The organism is Streptomyces sp. NPDC048671, assembly GCF_055587045.1.
The window spans coordinates 142,707-168,493 of sequence record NZ_JBVJHB010000002.1 but is presented as its reverse complement, the minus strand read 5'-3'; the positions used below and the strand labels follow the sequence as shown (position 1 = coordinate 168,493).

Here is a 25,787-nt window from a genome sequence, read left to right as displayed (position 1 = left end):
CGCGAGTGTTCCGATACGTTCGCGTATCGGTACACTGGCGTATCGATACGGCATGGACCGGTCCATGCCGTGGTAACACCGCTTCGTCAGCAAAGGGGCACCGGGTGAAGTTCGCCGGCAGCAGGCCCGCAGATCGGGAGCCGGACAGTTCTGCCCGACCGCCCCTCGTCCGCGAGCTTCTTCTCGTCGTGGGACTCTTCGTGATCTACAAGTTCGGCCGCCAGGCGGCCAACGGTCACGTCGATGAGGCGTTCCACAACGCCGGACGGGTCTGGGACCTCGAACGCGCCGTGCCCCTGCCCGGCGAGGGGGCCGTACAGGGGCTGCTGCTCCACAACGAGACGCTGGTCCACCTGGCGAACACCTACTACGCGACCGTGCACTTCCCGGCCACCCTGCTCTTCCTCGGCTGGCTGTACTGGCGCCGCCCGCGCCACTACATCTGGTCGCGTAGCGTCCTGGCCGCACTCACCGGCGCCGCACTCGCCCTGCACCTGATCTTCCCGCTCGCCCCGCCGCGGCTGCTCGCCGCGACCGGGCTGGTGGACACCGGGCAGGTGTACGGGCCGACGGTGTACGGGGCGACGCCCGCCACCGACTCGATGGCGAACCAGTTCGCGGCGATGCCCTCACTGCACTTCGGCTGGGCGGTCATGGTGGGTGTCGGCCTGGTCGTCGCGACCCGCTCCCGGTGGCGCTGGCTGTGGCTGCTGCACCCGGCGATCACCCTGTTCGTCATAGTCGGCACCGCCAACCACTACTGGCTCGACTCGATCGTGGTGGCCGCGCTGCTCTCGGTGGCCCTCGCCGCCCTGCGCCTGCCGCGCGCGGAACCGGTCCGGGTACACATCCCCTGGCCGGCCGCCGCCACGGGCGCGTACGCCAACGGTTCGTACGCCACCCCCGTACAGGCCAACGGCCGCTCCTCGTCCTGCGTCCCGTCCGGAGCCGGACGATGAACGCCACCCTGATCGCCGTCGCGCTGTCCCTGGTCTCCGCCGTCGCCTACGCGTCGGCCGCGGTGGCGCAGGCACGGCTCGCCGGGCGCACCGCACCCGGTACCGGCACGCTCCGGCTGCTCGGGCGCGGCGCGTGGTGGTCGGCCGTCGCGCTGAACGCCGGCGGCGCGCTGCTGCACGTCGCCGCGTTGAACTACGGCCCGCTCACCCTCGTCCAGCCGCTCGGCGCCCTCACGCTGGTGGCCGCCGTCCCGCTGGGCGCCCGCGCGGCCGGACGCCGCGTCTCCACGACCGAGTGGCGCGGCACCCTGCTCACCCTGCTCGGCCTCGGCGCCCTGCTGATGACCGCGGGCGGTTCCGCCCCGCACGAGACCCTCACCCTGGTCGAGGCCCTGGCCGTCGGCGCCGGAACCATGGCGGTCGTCGCGGGCCTCAGCCGTCCGGGCGCCCGCCCCGGGCTGCGGCACGCGGCGGCCTCCGGCATCACCTCGGGCGTCGCCTCCGCGCTCACCCAGACGCTGACCGTCGCCGTCACCGACCACACCACGGGCCCGCTGTTCACCTGGCGTCTGGTGGTCGTCGCCGTGCTCGTGTCGGCGTTCGCGATGGGCGGGCTGCTGCTCTCCCAGACCGCCTACCGGGGCGGCCTCGGCGCACCGCTCGCCGTCGTCACCCTCGCCAATCCGGTCGCCGCGGCGGCCATCGGCCTGGCCCTGCTCGGGGAGCGCCTCCAGGGCGGGACGATCAGCCTGATCCCGGCGCTGCTGGGCGCGGCCGCCGCGGTACGCGGAGTGTTCCTGCTCAGCCGCGCCCAGGCCGGCACGGCACCCGCCGCCCCGGCCGCCGCAGCCGGGGCCGCTCCCGCCGCACCGTCGCGAGTCGTCATCAGGAGCCCGCGCGCGCTCCGCCCGGAACACGGACACCTCAGGCGGATCAGGGCCGGCCGGTCCTGAAGCGTGTCGTGAGAGCCCCGCCCGGTCCGCCTACTCCGGCTCGGGCGCCGCCGGGACGGCGCCATCGGCCAGCGCGCGGGTCAGCCAGCCGATCCAGAAGTTCTCCAGATCGATGCCGCCCCGCAGCACCAGATGCCGCAGCCGGTCCTCCGCCGCGGTGCGCTCCGGCGGGAAGTCCCGCACCTCGATCGCCAGATACTCCGCGAGCTGCTGCCGGTGCAGCGCCAGATGCCGGCGCAGCTCCGCGTCCAGGCCGGGCGCTCCGACGACCGCCGCCGCCCGCATCCGCAGCAGCAGCGGATCGCGTACCTGTCTCGGGTCCTCCGGGCGGGCCACCCAGGCGGACAGCGCCTCGCGGCCCGCCGGCAGTACCTCGTACTCCTTCTTCCGCCCCCGCGCGGGCTGCGCCGGCACGAGCGCCCTGATCTGCCCGGCCTGCTCCAGCTTTCCCAGCTCGCGGTAGATCTGCTGGTGCGTGGCCGACCAGAAGTAGCCGATCGACCGGTCGAACCTGCGGGTCAGCTCCAGCCCCGACGAAGGCTTTTCGAGCAGGGCGGTGAGGATCGCGTGCGGGAGTGACATGGGGTGCATCCTAAGGACGGCCGGGCGGGCGGCCCCACGGCGCGGGCGCGCGGCCCGCGTCGTCGAGGGGCGCCGGGTCAGAGCGAGGCGGCGAGTTCCGTGCCCTGGCGGATCGCCCTCTTGGCGTCCAGCTCGGCCGCAACGTCCGCGCCGCCGATGAGATGCGCCTGACGGCCGGCGGCGAGCAGTTCCTCGTACAGGTCCCGCCGGGGCTCCTGGCCCGCGCAGAGCACCACCGTGTCCACCGGCAGCAGTTGCTGCTCGCCGTCGACCGTGACATGCAGCCCGTCGTCGTCGATCAGGTCGTAACCCACGCCCGCCAGCATGGTGACGCCGCGGTGGCGGAGTTCGGTGCGGTGGATCCACCCCGTCGTTTTGCCGAGCCCCGCACCGACCTTGCTCGTCCTGCGCTGGAGCAGATGGACCGTGCGCGGCGACTCCGGGCGCTCGGCGGTGCCCAGTCCGCCCCGCTCCCGGTACTCGGTGTCGACACCCCACTGCCGGAAGAACGCCTCGGGGTCCAGGCTCGCGCCGCCCCCGCCGTCGGTCAGGAACTCGGCCACGTCGAAACCGATCCCGCCCGCCCCGACGAGAGCGACCCGGTCGCCCACCGGCGCCCCGTGCCGCAGGACGTCGAGGTAACTCACGACACTCGGGTGGCCGACGCCCGGAATCGCGGGGGTGCGGGGGGTCACCCCGGTGGCCAGGACGATCTCGTCGAAGCCGTCGAGCTGCCCCGCGGTGGCCGGGGCGCCGAGCCGGAGCTCGACCTTCTCCTCCGCCAGCCGGGTGCGGAAGTAGCGCAGCGTCTCGTTGAACTCCTCCTTGCCGGGCACCCGGCGCGCCACGTTGAGCTGCCCGCCGATCTCGTCGGCCGCGTCGAAGAGCGTCACCTCGTGACCGCGCTCGGCGGCCGTCACCGCACACGCGAGCCCGGCGGGACCGGCACCGACGACCGCGACCCGCTTGCGGGTCCTCGTCGGTGACAGCGTGAGTTCCGTCTCGTGGCAGGCCCGCGGATTGACCAGACACGAGGTGACCTGGCCGCTGAAGATGTGGTCCAGGCAGGCCTGGTTGCAGCCGATGCAGGTGTTGATCGCGTCCGCGCGGCCCTCGCTCGCCTTCACGACGAAGTCCGGGTCGGCGAGGAACGGCCGGGCCATCGACACCATGTCCGCGCGCCCCGCCGCCAGGATCTCCTCGGCGACCTCGGGGGTGTTGATCCGGTTGCTCGTCACCAGCGGTACGGAGACGGCGCCGCGCACCTTCTCGGTGACCCAGGTGAAGGCGCCGCGCGGCACCGACGTCGCGATGGTGGGGATACGGGCCTCGTGCCAGCCGATGCCGGTGTTGATGATCGTCGCCCCGGCCGCCTCGATCTCCCGGGCGAGCCGCACGACCTCCGCCAGCGACGATCCGCCGGGCACCAGGTCCAGCATCGAGAGCCGGTAGATCAGGATGAAGTCGCCGCCGACCCGCTCACGGACCCGGCGCACGATCTCCACGGGGAAGCGGATGCGGTTCTCGTACGAGCCGCCCCAGCGGTCGTCGCGGTGGTTGGTCGCCGAGGCGATGAACTCATTGATCAAGTAGCCCTCGGAGCCCATGATCTCGACGCCGTCGTACCCCGCGCGCCGCGCCAGCGCGGCCGCCGTGACGAAGTCCTCGATGGTCGACTCGACCTCGTCGTCGGTGAGCGCGTGCGGGGTGAACGCACTGATCGGAGCCTTGATCGCGCTCGGTGCGACCAGGCCGGGGTGATGGGCGTAGCGCCCGAAGTGCAGGATCTGCATGGCGATCCGGCCGCCCGCCGCATGCACGGCCGAGGTCACCTGCGCATGTTCGGCCGCCTCCGCATCGGTGGTCATCTTCGCGCCGCCGGGAAACGTGCAGCCGGGGTCGTTCGGCGCGATGCCGCCGGTGACCATGAGGCCCACGCCGCCCCGGGCGCGGGCGGCGTAGAACGCGGCCATGCGCTCGAAGCCGTTCTCGACCTCCTCCAGGCCGATGTGCATCGATCCCATCAGGACCCGGTTGGGGAGGGTGGTGAACCCGAGGTCGAGCGGGCTCAGCAGGTGCGGGTACGGGCTCATGCGGCGGCTCCTCGCGCAGTGTCGTCGCACCAGTTCTAGAGCACCGCGACGCCATTGTGCAACAAGTTGCACAATGGTGTACGTCGCACTGTGCCACGCGTCACGCCCGGTCCGGGCCACGCCCGGACGGCGTAACAACGTGCCCCTCCGGAACGCGGCGGCGCGGAGAGTGGACACGTAGCTCACCGCACCGGGGCCCCTCGTTCGCAGCGGGCCCCCGAACCCTCCCGGAGACCCCATGGGCAGCGTGAACCGTCGTGACCTCGGCCTGCTCCTCCTGCGCGTCGGCACCGGCGCGGTGCTGGCCGCGCACGGCAGCCAGAAACTGGCCGGCTGGTTCGGCGGCGGAGGTATCGAGGGAACCGCCGCCGCGATGGACGCCATGGGCTTCCACCCGCCGAAGCGCAGCGCGGTCGCGGCCGGAGCCGGCGAGGCCGGCGGCGGCGTCCTGCTGGCCCTGGGCCTGGCCACGCCGGCGGCCGGAGCTGCGGCCGCCGGTGCCATGGCGGGAGCCGTGGCCGTCCACGCGCCCGCCGGATTCTTCGCACAGGGCGGCGGTTACGAGTATCCGGCCTTCCTCGGCTTCACCGCTGCCGCGATCGGGCTGATCGGCCCCGGCCGTTACTCCGTCGACCAGGCCACCTGCCACGCGTTCAACCAGCCCTGGACGGTAGCTCTGGCCTTCGTGGGCGGTGCGGTGGCGGTCGCTGCCGTCGTCGGCAAGCGGGCCAAGGAGCAGGTCCCGGCTCCGGAAGAATTCTGATCCCGCGCGATCCGCCGCCGGCCGGCCCGGTCAGTTCCGCGGTCTCCGGCGGCCGCCCTTCGCCGCCGCGACCAGCGCGGGCACCGTGGCGAGTCTGACCCTTGGGCGGCCCTGCTCGCGGCCGCGCGCCAGTTCGGCCCGGTCGATGGCCGCCTGGCCCCCGGCGTCGACGACGTCGCGGCCGCGGCTCCGGGCGAGGCGGTGGAACGCCTTGGGCGGGGGTGTGGGGGAGGGCAGTACGCCCGCGACGGCGTCGTCCAGGAGAGCGCCGACGGTCTCGGCGGCGCAGGTGCGATTGGCCCCGATGCCGCCCGACGGGCCACGCTTGATCCAGCCGACGACGTACGTCGCCGGCAGGCCCGTGACCCGGCCGTCCTCGTGCGGGACGGTGCCGGTCGTCTCGTCGAAGGGCAGCCCCGGCACCGGCAGACCCCGGTAGCCGATCGCCCGCAGGAACAGGCCCGCCGGTATCTCCTGCTCGCCCTCGCCCGCGGTCACCCGCACCGCTTCGACGCGGTCGTGGCCGAGCACTTCAACCGGGGCGCAGTGGAAACGGAAGACGATGCGCCGTCCTTCGGCCGGAGGGAGCGACCAGTCGACCGTCTCCCGGCGCGCGTCCCGCAGCAGCGCGGCCTTCTCGCCCGGCGCGGCGCCGTCGATCGCCGCCCCCGTCCTCGGATCGCTGTCGTCCACGACCAGTTCCACGCCCGGCAGGTGGCTGAGGGCGAGCAGTTCGGAGGATGTGCAGGCCGCGTGTTCGGGGCCGCGTCGTCCCAGCACCACGACCTCGCGCACCTTCGACTCCCGCAGGGCCGCCAGTGCGTGATCGGCGATGTCCGTGTCCGCCAGGGCGGCCGGATCCGTGACGAGGATGCGCGCGACGTCGAGAGCGACGTTGCCGTTCCCGACGACGACCACCCGCTCCGCCGCCAGGGCCACGGTCTCCGGCGGGGCTTCGGGGTGGGCGTTGTACCAGGACACGAACGAGGTGGCCGAGACGCTGGCCGGCAGATCCTCGCCCGGTATGCCGAGCCGCCGGTCGGTGGAGGCGCCGACCGCGTAGATCACCGCGTCGTGGTGCGCGGCGAGCTCCTGTGCGGTGAGGTCCCGGCCCACCTCGACGCCCAGGGCCATCCGTACCCGGGGGTGCGAGTGGAAGCGGGCGAACGTCTCGCCGGCCTTCCGCGTCGCGGGATGGTCGGGCGCCACGCCGTACCGGATCAGGCCTCCGGCCACCGGCAGCCGGTCGACCAGTGTCACCTCGGCGTTGGTGTGCAGCAGCAGGTCCTCGGCGGCGTACATCCCGGCCGGTCCGGTGCCGACGACCGCCACCCGGATCGGCGCGAAGTCGGACGGCAGGCTGCGCGGGAACGAGGGCTCGCCCCAGGCGTGGAAGTTCGGTCCGGCGACCGGCTCCGGCTCCCGGTCCTCGAAGTAGGCGGCGTTTATCGCGGCGTACTCCTTCCGCGCCCCGAAGAGGCTGTCCACCGGGAAGACCGCGTCGACCGGGCAGGCATCCGCGCAGGCGCCGCAGTCGATGCAGGTCGCCGGGTCGACGTACAGCATCTCGGTGCTGCCGAAGGCCTGTTCCTCGGGTGTCGGGTGAATGCAGTTGACGGGGCACACGGTGACACAGGTGGCGTCGCTGCAGCAGGTCTGGGTGATGGCGTAGGTCATCTCATCAGCTCAAGTCGGTGGGTCCGGGTCAGATCAGTGAGGCGCGCTTGTAGAAGAACAGGGCCGGCCTGGTGAGCAGCCGGGCCGAGGCGAGGAACTCCATCAGGCCCGAACAGCTGGACCGCATCAGGGACTTGTGGTGCTCGTTGGTCCCGGCCTCGGCGCGGGCACGCTCGCTGTCCAGCCCGGCGTTCGCGTAGACGTTCCGGTTCACCATGCTGGTGACGATGTAGTACGAGGCGATCGCGACCACGAGGGAGTTGATGTGCCGGCGCACCGGACCCGCGTTCCGCAGGCGCCTGCGGGTCTCGTCACGGGCGAACTTCATGTGCCGTGACTCCTCCACCACATGGATGTTGTTGATGGTGCGGACGAACGGCGCGACCCGCTCGTCCCGCATCCAGTCGCGCTGCATCACGTCGAGCACCTCCTCGGCGACGAGGATCGCGGCGTACGCGGCCTCGCCGAAGGCAAGTGTCTTGAAGGCCCTGCCCAGTTCGACCACCGCGCGGTGCGGCCGGTAGGCCGGGGCGCCGAGCTTCGCCGCGCCCCGGGCGAACATGATGGAGTGCCGGCACTCGTCGGCCACCTCGGTGAGCGCCCACTGGAACCGCGGATCGGTCGGGTCCTTGGCGTACATGTCGCGCAGCACCATCTGCTGCAGGATCATCTCGAACCAGATGCCCGTGCTAGCGACGGACGCGGCCTCCTGGCGGGTCAGCGCCTTGCGCTGGGAATCGGTCAACTCCTGCCAGTACGCGGTCCCGTAGAGCGTGCTCCACTCGGGGCTCGCACCATGGTGGTCCGTGTCCAGGGGAGTGTTCCAGTCCACCTCGGTGGCCGGGTCGTACGACAGCTTCGCGGCCGAGTCGAGCAGGCGCCGGGCGACGTCCTGCCCGGCGTGCCGGTCCTGGTTCTGGTCCTGCGGCCGGACCGTGCTGCTTGCCATGCTGCGGCTCCTTGAATCGAGAGGGATCGACCCGACGCCGCCCGGCCGGTGTCTCATCCCGTGCCCACTCGATGAGACAGGTGGCCGCCGAACGCCGCCCCGCTTGTTAGACGTCGCGTCTAGCAAGCTGTTAGACGGAAGGTATAGCAAGAGCGGGCGGCGGCCTACCCCCATGCGGGAAATCCGTACGGTCTCTCCACGGCGCGGCAGCACCGCGGCCGCAACACGGCCCGGCCGCACGGGTGATCGGGCGAGCGAACCGGCGGGCGGGATGCCGCCCCCTCGCCTGGGTCGAAGTGCCGATGGTCCGCGGACCCCTTGCTCAAAAGGAGTCCGTGCCGGATCACCGCATCGCATTCGGCGGGCAAAGCACCATAGGTGCACCGCGGGACCCGAAATTCGCATTTCTCGCCGGCCGGTCCGCTATCCGGCAGATCCTCCTCCGGTCGGTGCAGGCGGGCGCCCGCCGAGTGGTCCTGCCCGGAGCCGGGTCGGACTTCCGGCCGTTGCGGATTCTTCCTACGGAACCAGGACCGGTTTGACCACGCGGCCCGCGTCGCAGTCGCGTTCCGCCTCGTTGATGTCGACGAGCGGGTAGGTCCGGATCAGCTGGTCGAAGGGGAACCGCCCGGCCTGCCACAGCCGGGTCAGCCTCGGGATCAACAGGCGCGGCACCGCGTCCCCCTCGCAGATGTGGGAGATCCTCCGGCCCCGGTCCAGGGCCCCCGGTTCGAGCGGCAGTGCGGTCCGGAGCCCTGCCACCAGTCCGAGATGGCCGGTCGGACGCAGGGACCCGAGCGCGTCGTTGATCAGCGGCGCGGAACCCGTGGTGTCCAGCGCGTACTGCGCGCCGCCGTCGGTCCGGCCCTGGATACGGTCGGCCAGCCCGGCCGATCCGGCGCGCAGCGGGATCGCGCCGAACCACTCGGCGAGGGCCAGCCGTTCGGGGAACCGGTCGACGGCCACCGTCACCGCCCCGGCGGCATTGGCCGCCATCACCGCGGCCAGACCCACCGCCCCCGCACCGAAGACCGCGAGGGTGTCGCCGGGGCCGACACGGAAGGAGTTGAGGACCGCTCCGGCGCCGGTGAGGAAGCCGCAGCCGAGCGGGCCCAGCAGTTCGAGGGGCAGCGAGGGGTCGACCCGGACGGCATTGCGGGCCGGGACCATCGCGTACTCGGCGAACGACGACTGGCCGAACCACCTCGGTGCCAGCCCGCCCCCGGCCGCGTCCTTGAACCGCGCCGCGTGCTCCGTGCGTCCGCCGAAGAGGTTGAGCGAGTCGAACGAGTCGCAGTAGGCGGGGGCCGCGCCCATGCAGGTGCGGCAGTGGCCGCAGGAGTCGAAGCCCAGTACGACATGGTCACCGACGCTCAGGCCGGTGTCCGGGCCGCCCGTCTCCACCACCACCCCGGCTCCCTCGTGGCCCAGCACCGCCGGCAGCGGTGAGCGCCCCGCTGATCGCCGGACCGCGAGATCGGTCCGGCACATCCCGCAGCCCGCGATCCTGACCAGGATCTCGCCCTCGGCCGGCCCCGCGTTCAGGATCACCTCCTCGACGGCGAACGGGCTCTCGTACGCACGCAGGACCGCCGCGTCGAACTTCACCGTCAGGCCTCCTGCGGACGGTGCACGACGAACGGCCTGAGGTTTCCGTAGAGCCCCCACGGCCCGCCCGCGACGCCGGCCCCGCTCTCCTTGACGCCCGCGAAGGGCTGGGCGAGGGACGGTTCCGCGTGGTGGTTGATCCACGCCGTCCCGCACTCCAGCCGGTCGGCCACCGCCTCGGCCCGGTCGAGGTCGGTCCCCCAGACCGAGCCGCCCAGCCCGTAACAGGTGTCGTTGGCCGCCTCGACGGCCTCGTCGAGGCTCCCGTACGGCAGCACCGGCAGCACCGGGCCGAACTGCTCCTCCGTCACCACCGGGCTGTCGGAAGGGACATCGGCCAGGATCGTCGGGGCGAAGAAATAGCCCGGCCGGTCCAGCCGGTGGCCACCGGAAACGGCTCGGCCGCCGTCCGCCAGGGCCTGGGCCGTGCAGCGCTCGACCCGGGCCAGCTGGGCGGCGTTGTTGACCGGCCCCAGCTGCGTGCCCGCGTCGAGCCCGGCTCCCACGACGGCGGACTTCGCGTACTGCGCGAGCGCCTCGGCCACGGAGGAGCAGAGCCGGGCCGGGGCGTAGACGCGCTTGACCGCCGTGCAGACCTGCCCGCAGTTGCGGAACGCCGCCCAGAACAGCCGTTCCGCGACCCGCTCCACATCCACGTCGTCCAGCAGGACGGCGGCATCGTTACCGCCCAGCTCCAGCGTGACCCGGGCGAGCGAGGCCGCCGCACCCTCGGCGACGGCCCGCCCGGTGGGGACCGAACCGGTGAAGGTCACATGGCGGATCCCCGGATGGGACGCGAGGCGGGCGCCGAGGGGTTCGCGGCCGGTGACGACCGTCAGTACGTCCTCGGGGAGGGCGGCGGAGACGACGGACGCCAGCAGCCGTGTGGCGAGCGGGGTGAACGGGGACGGCTTGAGCACCACCGTGTTGCCCGCGGCGAGCGCGGGAGCGATCTTCGCCGAGGCGAGCTGGAGGGGGAAGCTCCACGGGACGATCGCGGCGACCGGCCCGAGCGGCCGCCAGCGGATCTCGCCGCGGACCGGCCGACCGTCCGTGATCGGCCGGGGCTCCGGGGCCGGCTCCGCGAAGTAGCGCAGGCGGGCCGCCGTGCCGGCGATCTCCGCGTACGACTCGGCCAGGGGTTTGCCCTGTTCACGGGTGAGCAGGGGAGCGAGGCCGGGCCCGGCAGCCTCTACGGCGTCGGCGGCCGCGAGCAGTGCGGTGGCGCGGGCGACGGGGTCGGTCCGCCAGCTCTGCCAGGCCTCGTGGGCCCGGCCGACGACGCCGTCCAACTCGTCCGGCTGCTGGTCGGGGGAGTCGTCGAAGGCCTCGCCCGTCGCCGGATCGATGACGGCGAAGCGCCCGCCGCGCGTGCGGGGCGCGCGGCAGGGCCGGCAATTCGGCATACCGGCGGTCAGCTCGCGGCAACGGGAGCGGCGGCGGGAGCCGCAACGGGAGCGGAAGCGGCGTGCTCCCGGGCCCGTCGGTCCTGCTCCGCCGCCTTCGCGCAGCCGAGGGCTTCCTCGATGCCGTCCGGGGAGATGAGAAGCAACAACGTGGATTCCTTCCACCGCAGGTCCGCCTGCCCAGAGGCAGGCGTGCGGAGCCGCCTGGAAACACTTGCCGTCCGCTCATCATTGCTGCTGGCCGGCGCCACCGGCAGGGCGCGCGGAGTCAGAACGGATCACTGCCCCGGCCTGGCCACGCGCCGCGGTCCGCCGTCCACGCCGGTCCGGACCAGGCGCGCGGCCGCGAAGCGGTGGGAGCGGACAGCGGACGGCATCGGGGCCGCCCCGGACGCGCGTCGCGCAGCCGGGCGCCGTGCACGTGGTGGACGTGCCGGTGGCTGTACGGATCGGTCGGGCAGGGCCGGGACCGTTCGGCGCGTGCGCCGTCCGGGCCCTGGGCGGCCGTGTGGAAGCGGTGATCACGGCCGCCGCGCCCGTGGGGGCTACTTGCCGACGTTGAAGCCCTGATCGCTGCCGTACTTGGCGGTCTTCTTCTGCCAGTCCTCAAGTCCCTTGCCCAGAGGCGTCGATGAGACGTACGCCTTGCCGACGGTGTCGTTGAAGACGGAGTTCGCGTACACCTGGTACGGCAGGTACGACCAGCCGGTGCCGACGTTGGCGGCGGAGTCCGCGAAGATCTTGTTGGCCTTCTGGCCGTCGAAGTAGGGGAACGGGGTTTCCAGGAACGCCTTCGATTCCAGGTCGGCCTTTGTGGCGGGGAAGGCGCCCTCGGCGACGCGAGCCGAGGCGCCGGCACCGGTGGTGGCGTACTTGATGAAGGCGTAGGCGAGTTCCTTGTTCTTGGCCGCCTTCGGCACGGCGAGGGAACTGCCGCCGTTCTCCGCGCTGGTCGTGTCGCCCTTGGTCCACTGCGGGAGCGGGGCCACCCGCCAGTCTCCCGACGCGGACGAGACGCCCGAGGTGAAGTTGGCGGGCATCCAGGCGCCTATGGCCAGGGTGGCGATGCTGCCGTCGGCGAGGCCCTTGTACCACTCGTCGCTCCAGGAGGTGATCGGGGCGACCAGGTCCTCGTCGAGCAGCTTCTGCCAGGTGTTCGTGTAGGTCTTCGTGCCGGCGTCCCCGAAATTGATCGAGACGTCGGTGTCCTTGGTCTTGTAAGGCCGGCCCCCGGCCTGCCAGATGAGGCTGGTGGTGGCGCCCGCGTCGCCCGTGTCGTTCGTGATGAAGACCTTGGGGTCGGCCTTGTGCAGGGTGCGCGCGGCCTCCACGTACTCGTCCCAGGTGGTCGGGATCTTGAGCCCGTGCTCGTCGAAGACCTTCTTGTTGTAGAACAGCGCCATCGGGCCCGAGTCCATCGGCAGTGCGTAGACGGACTTGTCGTACTTCACCGCGTTCCACGGACCGGTGGTGAACGTCTTGTCGTATCCGGCGGCGCCGTAACCGGAAAGATCCTCCACGGATTCGCCGATCGCGAACTGCCCCAGCGCGTAGTACTCGATCTGTGCCACGTCGGGGGCGCCCGAACCGGCGGCGATGGCGTTCTGCAGCGCGGTGTACTGCTTGTCGCCGGTGCCGGCGTTGACGAGTTCGATGTCGACCTCGGGGTACTTCTTCTCGAAGTCGGCGGCCACCTTCTTGAGCGTGGGTTCCCAGGCCCACACGGTCACCTTGCCGCCCTTCTCCAGCGCGGACTTGACGTCCTTCTCCGTGCCACCGTCGGCGGCCGGGTCGGAGGAGCCGCAGGCAGTCGCGGCGACGGCCATCACGCAGGCCGTGGCGACGGCACCGAGAAGCCGTCGGGTGCTGTTCGTTCGCATGGGTGGTGCTCCTGGTTCGGTGGGCGCGAAAGGGAAGAGGGTGGAGCTGTGAGGAGGGGCGGAGGTCATTCCTTGACGCTGCCCGCGGCCAGGCCCGACTGCCAGTACCGCTGGAGCAGGAGGAAGATCGCCACGATCGGTACGATCGTGAGGAGTGAGCCGGTGATGATGAGGTCGAAGACCGCCTCGCCGCCGGCCGTCTGCGCCTGGGAGTTCCAGGCGTTGAGGCCGAGGGTGAGTGGGTACCAGTCCGGGTCCTTGATCATGATCAGTGGCAGGAAGTAGTTGTTCCAGGTCGCCACCATGGAGAACAGCAGCACGGTGACCGTTCCCGGCATCAGCAGCGGCAGCGCGACGCGGAAGAAGGTCCGCAGTTCGCCGGAGCCGTCGATGCGGGCCGCTTCGAGGAGTTCCGTGGGCACGGCCTCGGCTGCGAACACCCACATCAGGTAGAGCCCGAACGGGGAGATGAGCGAGGGGATGATGACGGCCCACGGCGTGTTGGTCAGCCCCATGTGGCTGAACATCAGGAAGGTCGGCACGGCCAGGGCCGTGCCCGGCACGGCCACGGCTCCGATGACGACCGCGAACACGGCGCGGCGCCCCGGGAAGCTGTACTTGGCCAGCGCGTAGCCTCCGAGGACGGCGAGGACCGTGGCGCCGCCCGCTCCTGCGGCGACGTACAGCAGAGTGTTCAGCAGCCAGCGGACGAAGACGCCGTCGTCGTAGGACAGCGTGCGGGTGATGTTGTCCCAGAGGTTGAAGTCGTCTCCGAACCAGAGGCCGAAGGAGTCGAGCAGGCTCTTCTGGTTCTTGGTCGAGTTGATGACCAGCCAGGCGAGCGGAAGCAGTGTGTAGACAAGGACCAGCCCGGTCAGCAAGGTCAGCCGGGTGCTCGGGCGCGGGTGGAGCGGGGTGTGGGGGCGACGGCGGCGCCGCGGAGCCGGCGGACCGGCGGCATCGGCGGTGCCGGTCGCTTTCCTGGAGCCGGAGGGGTCAGAAGGGTCGGAGGGGTTCGAGACGGTGCTGGAGACGTACGCGCTCATGGCTCAGCCCTTCCGCATGCCGCGCAGCTGGACGGTGTAGGCGATGATCGCGGTGATGACACCCATCACGATCGCCACGGTCGCTGCGTAGTTGTGCTGCTGGCCGGAGAAGGACAGCGAGTAGGTGTACAGGTTGGGTGTGAAGTCGCTCGTGATCGCGTTGGGGGCGAGCTTCTGCAGAATGCTCGGCTCGTTGAAGAGCTGGAAGCTGCCGATGATCGAGAAGATCGTCGCGATGACCAGAGCGCCGCGGATGGCGGGCAGTTTGACCGCGGTCACGAGCCGCCACTCCCCGGCTCCGTCGATCGCGGCCGCCTCGTACAGCGACCGGGGGACGACCTTCAGCGCCGAGTAGAAGATCAGCATGTTGTAGCCGACGAACTCCCAGGTCACGATGTTGCCGATGGAGGCGAGTACGAGGGAGGGGGAGAGCGGGTCGGGCAGGGAGACACCGAACGCGTCGTTGATGTTGCCGACCAGGCCGAACCTGGTCCCGTAGATGAAGCCCCACATGAGGCTGGCCACCACGGCGGGCACGGCGTAGGGCAGAAAGATGGCGATGCGGAAGAAGGACTTGCCGTACAGCCTCCCGCTGTCGATCGCGAGCGCGGCCAGCAGCGCGATGCCCAGCATGACGGGCACCTGTACGGCCAGGAAGAGCCCGACCCTGGCCAGTCCCTCCCAGAACTGTGGATCGGTCAGCGCCTGACGGTAGTTGTCCAGTCCGACGAAGGAGTTGCCGCCGATCAGCCGGTCGCGGAACAGGCTGAGGTAGAGGGCGTATCCGATCGGCGCGAGAAAGACGAGCGCGAAGACCGCGACGAACGGACCGGCGAATCCCCAGCCGACGAGGGCCTCCTTGCGCAGGCGGGTTCGTACGCGTGGGCGGGGTGGTGGTGCTGCCTTCGCGGGCGTCGACAAGAGCGTCATGACTGGTTCCTTGTGTCGGTGACCGACCGGTCCGGACTAGAGGGAGGGGAGGGGCCTTCGGGCCCGACACGGTCGGGTGGAGGCTGGCCCGATGTGCAATGTTTACGTAATCATCGGTAGCGTGATGGTGACACCCCCGCTGGGGGGCGTCAAGCACGAAGCGGTAGTGAGAGGAAGGATTTTGGTGACGGACAAGGACACGGCCGCTGCTGGGAAGACGGCCGGCGGTGAGGGTCGGCGTACCGCGAAAGGGCGGCAGCGCCGCGTCTCCATGGCGGACGTCGCGCAGGCCGCCGGCGTCTCGTCGCAGACGGTCTCCCGGGTCTCCAACGGTGACCCGGCCGTCATCGACAGCACCCGGCAGAAGGTGCTGGACGCCATGAAGGAGCTCGGCTACCGGCCCAACAGCGCCGCCCGCGCCCTCAAGCGCGGCGACTTCCGGACCATCGGCGTCATCACGATGAGTCTCTCCAGTACGGGCAACGTGCGGACTCTGGAGGCCATCGCCAACTGCGCGTCCCGAGCCGGGTACGCGGTCACGCTGATCCCGCTCGACGCCCCGACCCAGGACAACGTCAGAGGAGCCTTCACTCGGCTGGGTGAGCTCGCGGTGGACGCGGTCGTCCTGATCATGGAGGTGCATCTGCTCGACGCGACGACGCTGACGCTGCCGCCCCATGTGAAGGTCGTCGTCGTGGACTCGGACGCCGGCGACCGGTTCCATGTCGTGGACACCGATCAGCACCAGGGTGCGCGACTGGCCGTGCGGCACCTGCTGGAGCTCGGGCACCGCACCGTCCGGCACCTGGCCGGACCCGAGGAGTCGTTCGCGGCGGGCCGTCGCGAGGCCGCCTGGGAGGCGGCACTGCGCGAGGAGGGGCGCGAGGTGCCACCCCCGCTGAGGGGGGACTGGACCCCCGAGTCCGGCTACGAGGCGGGCCTCCGGCTGGCGGACGAGGCCGACTGCACCGCGGTGTTCGTGGCGAACGACCAGATGGCTCTGGGCGTCTTGAGGGCTCTGCATGAGCGCGGCAGGCGCGTGCCGGAGGAGGTCAGCGTCGTCGGCTTCGACGACATCGCGGACGCCGCCTCCTACATCCCTCCTCTGACCACGGTCCACCAGGACTTCGCCAAGGTGGGGGAGCTGTGCGTCGAAGCCGTGCTGCGGGAACTCCGCGGCGGGAGCCCCGGAGGCGGCACGACGCTCGTGCCGACCCGCCTGGTGGTCCGCAGGAGCACGGCCGCGTGCCCGGCGGACGCCGTGGGGGAGGGGTGAGGGCAGCGGCGGTGCCCGGCCGGATCAGGGGGAGTGCCGTGGTGGCGAGAGCGGGCGCTCCGGGCTGAAGTGGGCGACTCCTGTGACTCCTGTGACTCCTGCGACTGTTCGCCCTCAGGACCCCGGCCCGGTCGTTGGAGGTGCCGTGCTGGCTCGCACGACGAGGGCGGGCTCCACGGCCATCCGGTGCGGTCCGTCCGTCCTGCCGTTGATCTGGTCGAGCAGCAGGGTGACGCAGTGCCGTCCGACGATGTCGAAGTCCTGGTGCACCGTGGTCAACGGGGGGTGCAGGAACGCGGCCTCGGCGATGTCGTCGAAACCGGCGACGCTGATGTCGCCGGGCACGTCGCGGCCGGCCTCGTGCATCGCCCGCATCAGGCCGATGGCCATCTGATCGTTGGCCGCGAACACCGCGGTCACTTCCGGGCGGCCGGCCAGCTCCCGGCCCGCCCGGTACCCCGACTCCGCGGTCCAGTCCCCGTGCAGCACATCGGGAACCGGGGCGCCTGACTCGGCGAGGGTGCGCCGCCAGGTCTCGGCGCGCCGTCGTGCGGCGAAGGAGTCGCGCGGTCCGGCGACATGCCAGACGGTGCGGTGGCCGAGGCCGAGCAGGTGGGCGACCACGCTGTGCGTGCCGTGGGCCTGGTCGACGTCGACGTTGGGGTAGCGGTGGCCGGTGTCACCGTCCGCGACGACGACGGGCATGGTGGGAGGCAGGTGCAGCGACGGGGTGTCGAGTATCTGGGACTCGATCAGCACGATGCCGTCGACGGACTGCAGCATCAGATGCTGGAACGCCTGCCGTACGGCGGCCTCCGTCTGAGTCCGCACGCCCATGAAGTTCACGGAGTAGTCGGCCTCGCGGGCGGCGTCGGCGATCGCGGCGAGTGTCCTGGCGTTGCCGTGCGCGCCGACGTCGAAGCTGACGACACCCAGGGCGCCGAACCTGCCGGTCACCAGTGCGCGGGCCGCGGTGTTGGGGCGGTAGCCGAGGTCCCGCATCGCGGCCAGCACCTTCTCGCGCGTGGCCGCGTCCACGTTCTCGCGGTTGTTCGCCACCCGGGAGACGGTCTGCGACGAGACGCCGGCCATCGCTGCCACATCCGCCATGGAGGGCCACTGGCGGGGCGGGCGCGAACGCGGCGACCTGTGTCTCTTCTCCGTCGCCATGTACGGGCCTTTCGCTGGGACTCAGGAGTCTGACCGCTGAACGGCGGCAGCCGGACCCATCCTGCATGGTGACGCAAACATGGCGGTGGGTCAAACCGGTGGACGTTCTTGTGCAAGTCCTTGACAGGCCCGGATGACGCTTCCAAACTCTCCCCGAAATCGCTCATGTTTACGTGAACATGAAAGGTTGATCCATCAACGCGGCGGAGCGGTCGCCTTCCGCCCCCAGCCTGGGGGTCTTCTTCCGCCGCCCGTCCCGGCGCGGCCGCTCGCGCCGGCTCCAGCGGGTTCCTGCCGGGCTCATGCGCGGTCCTGCTCTGTCCACCGAACAGTTAGAGGTACGCGATCATGCGACGCAAGCCCTTCGGGGTGGCGACGGCCATGGCCGTCCTGTCCGCCCTCCTGCTCTCCCTCCTCGGTGCCCTGGGCACCGCTCAGGCAGCCCCCCTGACCGTCACCAACGCCACGCAGTTCACCGATCCGAACGGCGATCCCGTGCACGCCCACGGCGGCGGGGTCGTCAAAGTGGGGCAGTACTACTACTGGTTCGGCGAGAACCGGAACGCCGACAACTCCTTCCGGTACGTCTCCGCCTACCGCTCCACCGACCTCAAAGCGTGGGAGTTCCGCAACCACGTGCTGACCCAGGCGACCGATCCGGAGCTCCGGTCCGCCAACATCGAGCGGCCCAAGGTCATGTTCAACAGCGCGACCGGCCAGTTCGTGATGTGGATGCACAAGGAGGGCGCCACCGACTACTCCGAGGCGCGGGCCGCGGTCGCGGTCTCCTCGACGGTGGACGGTGACTACACCTGGCGCGGCAGCTTCCGACCGCTGGATCACATGTCACGTGACATCACCACCTTCGTCGACACCGACGGCACCGGCTACATGGTCTCGGCGGCCAACGAGAACGCCGATCTGCACGTGTACCGGCTGACCGCGGACTACACCGGCGTGGAATCGCGGGTACAGAAGCTCTGGGCGGGACAGTCGCGCGAGGCCCCGGCCATGTTCAAGCGCGACGGTGTGTACTTCCTGCTGACTTCCGGCGCCACCGGCTGGTCGCCGAACCAGCAGAAGTACGGCACAGCCACCAGCGTCACGGGATCCTGGAGCGGCCTGAAGGACATCGGCGACAACACCACGTACGGCTCGCAGACCGCCTATGTCCTGCCCGTCCAGGGCACCTCGGGCACCTCGTACCTGTATATGGGAGACCGCTGGGGCGACTCCATGGGCGGCACGGTCGAGGACTCCCAGTACGTCTGGCTGCCGTTGACCTTTCCCACCGACGACACGATGAGCATGGAGTACTTCCCGCAGATCGGCATCGACACAGCGGCGGGCACGGTGACGGGCCTCGGCACCTGGGAGACCATGTCGGCCGTGCACAGCGGAAAGTGCGCCGATGCCGCCGACCGGTCCACCGCCGACGGGGCTGCCCTGATCCAGTGGTCATGCGATCCGAACGCCGTCAACCAGCAGTTCTGGTTCAAGGACGTCGGGAACGGTTCGGTGCGGATCATGCTGCGGCACAGCGGCAAGTGCCTCGGCGTCCGCGACGCTTCCAAGGACGACGGTGCCGCTGTCGTCCAGTACGCCTGTGACGAGGGCGCGGCCCATCAGCAGTGGACCGTGACCGGGACGGGCAAGACCGTACAGCTCGCCGCCCGTCACAGCGGCAAGTGCCTCGACGTCACCAACCAGTCCACCGCCGACGGCACGCCGCTCGTCCAGTGGACCTGCAACGCCGGTGACAACCAGTCCTGGAACTTGCGCGGCATCGGCCGGTAGGCCCGACGCGGCACGGCCGGGCACCGCCCCCGAGGCCGGTGCCCGGCCGTGCCGTGAGCCGGTCGCTGCCGTGAGCCGACAGCTGTCGTGGGCCGTATCCCGCCCTGTTCCGTATCCCGCCCTGTGCCGGATTCCGCCGTGTGCCGTGCCCGGACCTCCCGGTCCCGCGGTCCTACTCCTCGGTCGGGCCGAGGTCGGGCGCCTGCCGGAGGTCGACGGTGCGCGAGTGCCGGGAGGCATGCAGTTCGAGCACGGTGATCTCGTTGGTACCCGTGCGCAGCACAGGAGCCGGGACATACAGCGATCGCTGGGGTCCCCTCGACCAGTAGCGGCCGAGCGCGAATCCGTTGATCCACGCGTTCCCCTTCGTCCAGCCGTCGAGATGGAGGAAGGTGTCGGCGGTCCCTTCGAGTTCGAAGGTGCCGCGGTGGAAGGCCGGACCGGTCGGCGCCGTCGTGGCGGCGGTGAACCGCAGCGCGTCCAGGGATGTCAGCGGCAGCGGCCGGCTGGTCCATCCGGCGTGCTCCGAACCGTTCACCAGGACCGCGCCGGGAAGACCCTTGCGGTCATGGATGCCGGGCCCGTAGTTGACCCGGCCCTGGTTCTCCACGAGCAGGCTCAGGACGCAGCCGGCGCGCGGCACGGTGAAGGCGAGGGCATGCTCATGGTTCTCCCGCTCCAGGACCCCGACGGGCTGCCCGTCCAGGAAGACCTGGACACGGTCACGGACCTGCTCCAACTCGACGAGGACGGGGCCGGGGGCAGGCAGGGCGGTCTCGTACAGGACGAATCCGAAGTCCTGCCCGAGCTGCTCCATGGTCAGCGGCCGTTCGGACTCGACGGCGTCCCCGAGCACCGCGGCGGAGTCGAGCAGGCCGGTGCTCGTGGTCAACGGGATCGAGTGGAGGGCGAGCTTGGCCGAGCGCGGGGGCACGGGCTCGGCGGGAACCGGCGCGTACTTGGCGATGACCTCGCGGAATGCGGCGAACTTCTCGGTGGGGTCGCCGGCTTCGTCCAGGGGGGCGTCGTAGTCGTAGGAGGTGACAGTGGGCCGGTAGGTGTGCTTGTCGTTGGCTCCGTTGGTGAAGCCGAAGTTCGTGCCGCCGTGGAACATGTAGAAATTGACCGAGGCCCCGGTCGCGAGCAGTTCGTCGAGCTCCTGGGCCGCCTGGACGGGGTCCCGGAGCACATGGTGGCCGCCCCAGCGGTCGAACCAGCCGATCCAGAACTCGGTCGACATCAAGGGGCCGTTCGGCCGGTGGGCGCGCAGGGCGCTGAGGTTCTGGGCGGAGCGGCTGCCGAAGTTGGCCGTCGCGAGGACCCCCGGTATCGCGCCCCGTTCCAGGTCGGCCGGCTGGTCGCAGGTGAACAGCGGTACGTCCACTCCGCACCGGCGCAGTGTGCGGGCCAGGTGTTCCAGGTAGGCGGTGTCCTCGCCGAAGGCCCCGTACTCGTTCTCCACCTGCACGGCGAGAACCGGGCCGCCGCGGGTGGCGAGGTACGGCTGGAGCGGGGTGAGCAGCCGGGTGAAGTAGTCGTCGACCGCCGAGAGGAAGCGGGGGTCGCGGGTGCGCAGCCGGATGCCGGGTTCGGCCAGGAGCCACGAGGGCAGACCGCCGCCTTCCCATTCGGCGCAGATGTACGGACCGGGGCGGAGCAGGACGTGAAGGCCCTCGGCGGCGGCCAGGTCGAGGAAGGCGGGCAGATCGACCTCGCCGTCCATGCGGAAGACGTCCCGTCGCGGCTGATGGAGGTTCCAGGGGACGTACGTCTCCACGGTGTTGAGGCCCATCAGACGGGCCTTGCGCAGCCGGTCGGCCCACTGCGCGGGATGGACGCGGAAGTAGTGCAGCCCGCCGGACAGGAGCCGGAAGGGTTTGCCGTCCAGGCGGAATCCGCTGTCGTCAATCTGAAGAACGGGCATGTGCTGCTGCTCCTGTGCTGAAGGGAGTACGCGGTGGAGTGTGGCGTGCCGGCGGGTAAGCGCACCTCATAGATATGTTTACGTAAACACTTAGGAATGGCAAGCCTTGGGTCATCCAGCGACGCCACAACGGGGAAAGCGCTGTCGGACTGCCCCACTGAACGCGGGGGACACCGGGGACACAGGAGGAGCGAACGCGATGACCGCGGCCGCCGTCGGCGGGCAGGCGCGGGGCGGACCCGGCGCCGGCGGCGAGGGGCGGCCGCACGCCTGCCCGCCGACGGCGGATGGCCGGGGGACGGGCCCGTACGGTCGGCGGGCCCGTCCCGTCAGCAGGGGGTCAGACGCGGTCGGCCGCGATGAGGAGGTACTGGAACGAGCCGTCCCGGTAGGAGTTGATGAACGCGTCCTCGATCCCCGTCACCAGCGAGGACGTGGCCCGCAGCTCCCAGTAGGGCAGGGTGTCGGGCGTGAGATCGACGATGGCCTGCGGCACGAGGCGGTTGTCCGCCATGGCGCGGAGATACTCCCGGCGCGAGTGAATGTTGCACTCGAAGTGCGCGTTGATCTGGGAGACCCATTTCGACGGCTGGCCGTACCGCGGGTTCCAGCAGCCGGTGATGGTCACGTAGCGACCGCCGACCTCCAGGACGCGGGAGTGTTCCGCGAACAGGTCGTGGAGGTCGACGTACATGCTCGACTCGTTGTTCCACGAGGCCGCCACCGACCCGCTCCCGAACGGCGTGGCGAGCATGTTGCAGACGCGTGCTCGGACATGGTCCTGCAAGCCGAGCTCGCGGGACCGGCCGTTGGCGAAGTCGGCCTGCTTGGCCGACAGTGTGACGCCTTCGACCTTGCACCCGAAGCGCTGGTGCGCCATCACCATCGAGCCGCCGCGGCCGCAGCCGGCGTCCAGCAGGGTGTCCGCCCCCTTGATGTCGCCGAGGTGACCCAGGAGGTACTCGGCCTGCGCCGACTCCAGTCGGTGGAGCTCGGAGATCAGCTTCTTCTCGCTCGCGCCGTCCCCGGTGTCGCCGAGCGCGGCGGAGTCGACCTCACCGATGCCGTAGTGGTGGTGGTAGAGACCGTCGACATCGCCGAGGCGCAGATTCACGGGCCTGGCCTCACCGTCCCAGTAGCGGGCGATGTCCCCCTGGTAGGGCGTCGCCGGGCTGGGGATGCGCAGCGAGGCGGCGCCGGACGCGGGGGTGGAGCCGGCGGTGGTGGTGAGTTCGGCGTTGGTCACGGATGAGTCCATTTCGTTTACCAGAAGTCGGGCAGGCTGTAGCGGTAGGTGTTCGACTGGTGCCAGTGGTGATTGCCATCGACCCAGGCGGCCACGCCGCGAAGGAAGCGCTCCACACCCGGGAGGGGCAGGTCGGCGGCCAGGGACGCGGCCGCGGTCTCGAAGTCGTGCATGAGCTCGTTGTGGATCTCGACCGACTTCAGATAGGCGTCCCGGTCGGAGAGCCCCTCACGTTCGGAGATCACGACGGGGAGGTTCAGGTGCCGGCCCGGCGCGTCCAGTTCCTTGGTGTACGAGTACAGGTCGTTGACGACGGTCGTCGCGTTTCCCGCCAGGGCGATGACCTTCTGCATGGCCGGCCTGGCGTGCAGGTCCGCCGGGAGCTCGTAACCGCCGACGGTGTCGGTGATGGTGGGGCAGGGGCGGAAGTTGTTGAACTGGCGCATCGCCAGGTACTCCCACACCTCCGGTACGTGGTCCATCTGGGCCCAGGCCGCTTCGGCGAGGTAGCCCAGGTGCAGCCGGGCCATGTCGTGCCGGAGCCGGTCCGCCTGGGAGGGGCCGGCCGCTCGGACGAAGTACTCCATGGCGGAGCGGTAGGCGCGCCGAGGCGCGTCCGCGTGCAGGGACTTCGCCCATTGCGGCTGGTACTCCGCGGCGGTGTGCAGGGAGTCGAGTGCGGTGTGCGCCAGCAGCAGCCGCTCGCCGAGCCCGATGGGCGATCCGCCGTGGTCCTCGCAGTAGCAGTCGTCCACCGCGTTCTCGGCCACCATCAGGCGTGTGGCGATCATCAGGTGGTCGATGCTGGGTGCGTCCGGATGGCAGCCGACCATGTAGCGGCCCACGGAGAAGCCGTCGAACTCCTCCTCCCAGTCCTCGGGATACAGAGCGACCTCGTCCAGGGCCCAGGCCTTGATCCTTCGGCTGACCTCCTCGACCCGCACCGGGTCGGGTTCGGGGATCGGGTGGTGGTAGAGGCCCGGGATCACCTTGCCTTCCGCCCTGCCTCCCGCCCCGATCTCCGCCGTGCCTTCCGCCGCGGCTGCCGGCGGCGTGGGGAGCCCGTCCCGGAGGATCATGCGCAGGCTCGTGGTGCCCAGGCCGGTGGGCCCTCGCAGGATCCGTCCCCGCTCGGCACCCGGTGCCGGCATCGCGGCCGGCGGCGCGGCGAGGGCGGGCGGGGCGGGCGGGGACGTGGTGCAGGGGGGCGGGCCGCCGGTGGCGGCTTTGACGTCGCGGGCGCGGGCCGCGGCTTCGGCGAGTACGTGAACCCCGAAGTGGGAAGCGGCCTCCGGCAGGCTCGACTGCGGAGGTGGCAGCTCAGGCGCGGGCATCCATGGCTCCTTGGTGGGGTGGGCGGTTGTCCGAGGGGCTCCGGGCGTGCGCGACCGCCCCGCTGAGTCCGGGGTGTCGCACCACGCCGTACGGGCCGGGCCGGCTACTCGGGCCGCCGGGCGATCTGCACGTTCTCCAGCACGCCGACCGCGTCCGGCACGAGGATGGCGGCGGAATAGTAGGCAGTGACGAGGTAGGACGTGATCGCCTTTTCGTCGAGGCCCATGAAGCGGACCGAGAGCCCCGGCTCGTACTCGTCGGGCAGGCCGGTCTGGTGCAGACCGATGACGCCCTGGTTCTCCTCGCCGGTACGCATGACGAGGACCGAGCTGGTCCGCTCCTGCGTGATGGGGATCTTGTTGCAGGGGAGGATCGGGACCCCGCGCCAGGCCGGGACCTGCTGGCCGCCGAGGTCTACGTGGTCCGGGTAGAGCCCGCGCGAGTTGAACTCTCGCCCGATCGCCGCGATCGTCCGGGGGTGCGCGAGGAAGAACTTGGAACCGCGCCGGCGGGAGAGCAGTTCGTCCAGGTCGTCCGGGGTCGGCGGGCCGGAGTGCGTCTGGATGCGCTGCTTGAAGTCGGAGTTGTGGAGCAGGCCGAACTCCCGGTTGTTGATCAGCTCGTGCTCCTGGCGCTCGCGCAGCGCCTCGATGGTGAGCCTGAGCTGTTCCTCCGTCTGGTTCATCGGACCGTTGTAGAGGTCGGCGACCCGCGTGTGGATCCGCAGGATGGTCTGGGCAACGGAGAGTTCGTACTCGCGGGGCTTCAGTTCGTAGTCGGCGAAGGCGCCGGGCAGCGCGTGCTCGCCGGTGTGGCCGGCCGACATCGCGATCTCCGCCTCGCCGCGATGGTTCTGCCGCTGCTGGGAGCGCGACGCGAACGCGTCGAGGTGCTCCCGGAGGCTCGGTGCCGCCGAGAGCACGGCCTCGAAGTCGGCGCGTGACAGGGTGAGCAGCGTGCCCGACGTCTCCGCGACGGCGGTGTGCTCCCACCGGGCGTCCTCGTCCAGCAGAGCGTGCTCTCCGAACCGGTCGCCGTCCGCGAGTACGTCCAGAGCGACCTCGTCGCCGTAATTGCCCACGGAGGTCTGGCCGATGCGGCCGTGGGCGATCAGGTGGAGCTGATCCGCGGCCGCTCCTCGCTCGGCGAGTGTCTCGCCGATCCGGAAGTCGCGCTGAACGCACCGGTCGGCGATGGCGGTGAGCACCTCGGCGTCGTCGAAGCCGCGCAGAAAGGCCAGTTCACCCAGTTCCTGGGGGATCACCCGGACGTCGGCGCCGTCCTGGACGAAGTCCACCCTCCCGTCGCCGACGGTGTAGGCCAGGCGACGGTTCACCCGGTAGGCCCCGCCCTTGGTCTCCACCCAGGGGAGCATCCGCAGCAACCAGCGAGAGGTGATCTCCTGCATCTGCGGAGCGGACTTGGTCGTGGTGGCGAGGTTGCGGGCAGCCGCTGTCCCCAGGCTGGACTGCCGGGGCAGTTCCAACTGTGTTTCCGAATTCGAGTCAACAGTCATCGGGCAAGGGCTCCTTGGTCAGGGCGGTGACGGGCATACGTGAACACACCGAACAGCAGGACGAAAAACAGGGGATACGAAGGGGAATCCGTCCAGATTCAGGGGAACAGTAATGGCCGCTTTGCCGTCCGGCCCAAGGAAATCAGCTGACATTAACTCGATGCGATGATCGCGTCGATGGGATGTTTACCCTGGTCCCGATGAGATTCGGCCAAGTCGCCTCGGGTGGCGGGGCGCAGGGACCGCGGCAGTGAACCCTGCGGATGATCCGCAGCAGTCGCCGCCCCTCGTCGTCATCGATCTCACGCACGCGTACACGTTCAGCCACCTGGACAGCACGCCGTGCCCGCATCGTCCCGGCCGGAACTGGGGGATCGAGGCGCTGGTTGTGCACAACCACACGGCCGCCGCGCCGACATCGGCCCTGTTTCTGCGAACCCGCCGTTGGTCGGCACGGCAGTGGGGCGATGCACAGGGCCGACTGCGGGCGCGACCTGCTGGACCAGGTGGGGATCTCATGGAGTCGGTCGCCGCGCTGCGATGAAGCCACCATGGGGCCGGTACGGTGCCGCTCAGCCCGCCGTTCGACGGATGGGGCCGTCCGGGGTTGCTGCATGGACATGGCCTGCGACACGCCGGCCGTCGTTGCCTCGGGGGAGCCATCGGCCGCGCTCTCG

20 protein-coding genes are annotated in these 25,787 nt (G+C 70.7%); 5 read left to right on the top strand and 15 right to left on the bottom strand.

Translation table 11 applies throughout. The features are described from left to right. Positions 1-104: 104 nt before the first annotated feature. Together ACZ6S6_RS05155 and ACZ6S6_RS05150 are read left to right on the top strand one after the other, a co-directional pair. Positions 105-959, top strand: a complete 855-nt coding sequence (locus ACZ6S6_RS05155; protein ID WP_469704054.1) for a phosphatase PAP2 family protein — start codon at positions 105-107, stop codon at positions 957-959. After that, complete coding sequence (locus tag ACZ6S6_RS05150) at positions 956-1,912, top strand: DMT family protein (RefSeq protein WP_362952896.1); 957 nt, start codon at positions 956-958, stop codon at positions 1,910-1,912. Before ACZ6S6_RS05155 ends, ACZ6S6_RS05150 begins: the two co-directional genes overlap by 4 nt. A gap of 30 nt (positions 1,913-1,942) precedes the next feature. Here ACZ6S6_RS05150 and ACZ6S6_RS05145 read toward each other — a convergent pair whose 3' ends face one another. Beyond that, positions 1,943-2,494 carry a PadR family transcriptional regulator gene (locus tag ACZ6S6_RS05145; RefSeq protein ID WP_362952898.1) on the bottom strand — a complete coding sequence of 184 codons (552 nt, stop codon included), beginning with the start codon at positions 2,492-2,494 and terminating at the stop codon, positions 1,943-1,945. Positions 2,495-2,571: 77 nt separating this feature from the next. Further along, positions 2,572-4,587, bottom strand: a complete 2,016-nt coding sequence (locus ACZ6S6_RS05140; RefSeq protein ID WP_469704053.1) for an FAD-dependent oxidoreductase — start codon at positions 4,585-4,587, stop codon at positions 2,572-2,574. Positions 4,588-4,825: 238 nt separating this feature from the next. Here ACZ6S6_RS05140 and ACZ6S6_RS05135 point away from each other — a divergent pair, with 238 nt between their 5' ends. Beyond that, on the top strand, positions 4,826-5,350 hold the full coding sequence (locus ACZ6S6_RS05135) for a DoxX family membrane protein (protein WP_362952902.1): 525 nt from the start codon (positions 4,826-4,828) through the stop codon (positions 5,348-5,350). A gap of 30 nt (positions 5,351-5,380) precedes the next feature. Here ACZ6S6_RS05135 and ACZ6S6_RS05130 read toward each other — a convergent pair whose 3' ends face one another. From ACZ6S6_RS05130 to ACZ6S6_RS05095, 8 genes are all read right to left on the bottom strand, one after another. Beyond that, positions 5,381-7,027, bottom strand: a complete 1,647-nt coding sequence (locus tag ACZ6S6_RS05130; RefSeq protein WP_469704052.1) for an FAD-dependent oxidoreductase — start codon at positions 7,025-7,027, stop codon at positions 5,381-5,383. A 28-nt stretch (positions 7,028-7,055) separates the two neighbouring features. After that, positions 7,056-7,976, bottom strand: coding sequence for an AurF N-oxygenase family protein (locus tag ACZ6S6_RS05125; protein ID WP_362952906.1), 921 nt, complete (start codon positions 7,974-7,976; stop codon positions 7,056-7,058). Positions 7,977-8,495: 519 nt separating this feature from the next. Further along, the gene (locus ACZ6S6_RS05120) at positions 8,496-9,584 is read right to left on the bottom strand and encodes an NAD(P)-dependent alcohol dehydrogenase (RefSeq protein ID WP_362952908.1); all 1,089 of its coding nucleotides are present in this window, start codon (positions 9,582-9,584) and stop codon (positions 8,496-8,498) included. 2 nt (positions 9,585-9,586) lie between these two features. Continuing rightward, positions 9,587-10,990, bottom strand: a complete 1,404-nt coding sequence (locus tag ACZ6S6_RS05115) for an aldehyde dehydrogenase family protein (RefSeq protein WP_469704051.1) — start codon at positions 10,988-10,990, stop codon at positions 9,587-9,589. An 8-nt stretch (positions 10,991-10,998) separates the two neighbouring features. Continuing rightward, the gene (locus ACZ6S6_RS05110) at positions 10,999-11,139 is read right to left on the bottom strand and encodes a hypothetical protein (protein WP_469704050.1); all 141 of its coding nucleotides are present in this window, start codon (positions 11,137-11,139) and stop codon (positions 10,999-11,001) included. Between the two features lie 396 nt (positions 11,140-11,535). Next, positions 11,536-12,870 carry an ABC transporter substrate-binding protein gene (locus tag ACZ6S6_RS05105; protein ID WP_469704049.1) on the bottom strand — a complete coding sequence of 445 codons (1,335 nt, stop codon included), beginning with the start codon at positions 12,868-12,870 and terminating at the stop codon, positions 11,536-11,538. A gap of 65 nt (positions 12,871-12,935) precedes the next feature. Continuing rightward, the gene (locus ACZ6S6_RS05100; RefSeq protein WP_469704048.1) at positions 12,936-13,916 is read right to left on the bottom strand and encodes a carbohydrate ABC transporter permease; all 981 of its coding nucleotides are present in this window, start codon (positions 13,914-13,916) and stop codon (positions 12,936-12,938) included. A 3-nt stretch (positions 13,917-13,919) separates the two neighbouring features. Then, a complete protein-coding gene (locus tag ACZ6S6_RS05095; RefSeq protein ID WP_362952918.1) occupies positions 13,920-14,846 on the bottom strand; it encodes a carbohydrate ABC transporter permease in 927 nt (308 codons plus the stop codon). Positions 14,847-15,117: 271 nt separating this feature from the next. Between ACZ6S6_RS05095 and ACZ6S6_RS05090 the strand changes: the two genes are divergently transcribed. Beyond that, positions 15,118-16,122, top strand: coding sequence for a LacI family DNA-binding transcriptional regulator (locus ACZ6S6_RS05090; protein WP_362953140.1), 1,005 nt, complete (start codon positions 15,118-15,120; stop codon positions 16,120-16,122). 114 nt (positions 16,123-16,236) lie between these two features. On the opposite strand, the gene ACZ6S6_RS05085 is transcribed toward ACZ6S6_RS05090, so the two are convergent. Next, positions 16,237-17,232, bottom strand: a complete 996-nt coding sequence (locus ACZ6S6_RS05085) for a LacI family DNA-binding transcriptional regulator (protein ID WP_469704047.1) — start codon at positions 17,230-17,232, stop codon at positions 16,237-16,239. 408 nt (positions 17,233-17,640) lie between these two features. Between ACZ6S6_RS05085 and ACZ6S6_RS05080 the strand changes: the two genes are divergently transcribed. Further along, complete coding sequence (locus ACZ6S6_RS05080) at positions 17,641-19,089, top strand: RICIN domain-containing protein (RefSeq protein ID WP_362952922.1); 1,449 nt, start codon at positions 17,641-17,643, stop codon at positions 19,087-19,089. Between the two features lie 172 nt (positions 19,090-19,261). Here the strand turns inward: ACZ6S6_RS05080 and ACZ6S6_RS05075 are convergent, their stop codons facing one another. From ACZ6S6_RS05075 to ACZ6S6_RS05060, 4 genes are all read right to left on the bottom strand, one after another. Then, the gene (locus ACZ6S6_RS05075; RefSeq protein WP_469704046.1) at positions 19,262-21,013 is read right to left on the bottom strand and encodes a beta-galactosidase; all 1,752 of its coding nucleotides are present in this window, start codon (positions 21,011-21,013) and stop codon (positions 19,262-19,264) included. Between the two features lie 340 nt (positions 21,014-21,353). Beyond that, positions 21,354-22,259, bottom strand: a complete 906-nt coding sequence (locus tag ACZ6S6_RS05070) for a geranyl diphosphate 2-C-methyltransferase (protein ID WP_469704241.1) — start codon at positions 22,257-22,259, stop codon at positions 21,354-21,356. Positions 22,260-22,276: 17 nt separating this feature from the next. After that, a complete protein-coding gene (locus ACZ6S6_RS05065; RefSeq protein ID WP_469704045.1) occupies positions 22,277-23,593 on the bottom strand; it encodes a family 2 encapsulin nanocompartment cargo protein terpene cyclase in 1,317 nt (438 codons plus the stop codon). A gap of 104 nt (positions 23,594-23,697) precedes the next feature. Next, on the bottom strand, positions 23,698-25,110 hold the full coding sequence (locus ACZ6S6_RS05060; RefSeq protein WP_362952930.1) for a family 2B encapsulin nanocompartment shell protein: 1,413 nt from the start codon (positions 25,108-25,110) through the stop codon (positions 23,698-23,700). Positions 25,111-25,787 lie beyond the last annotated feature (677 nt).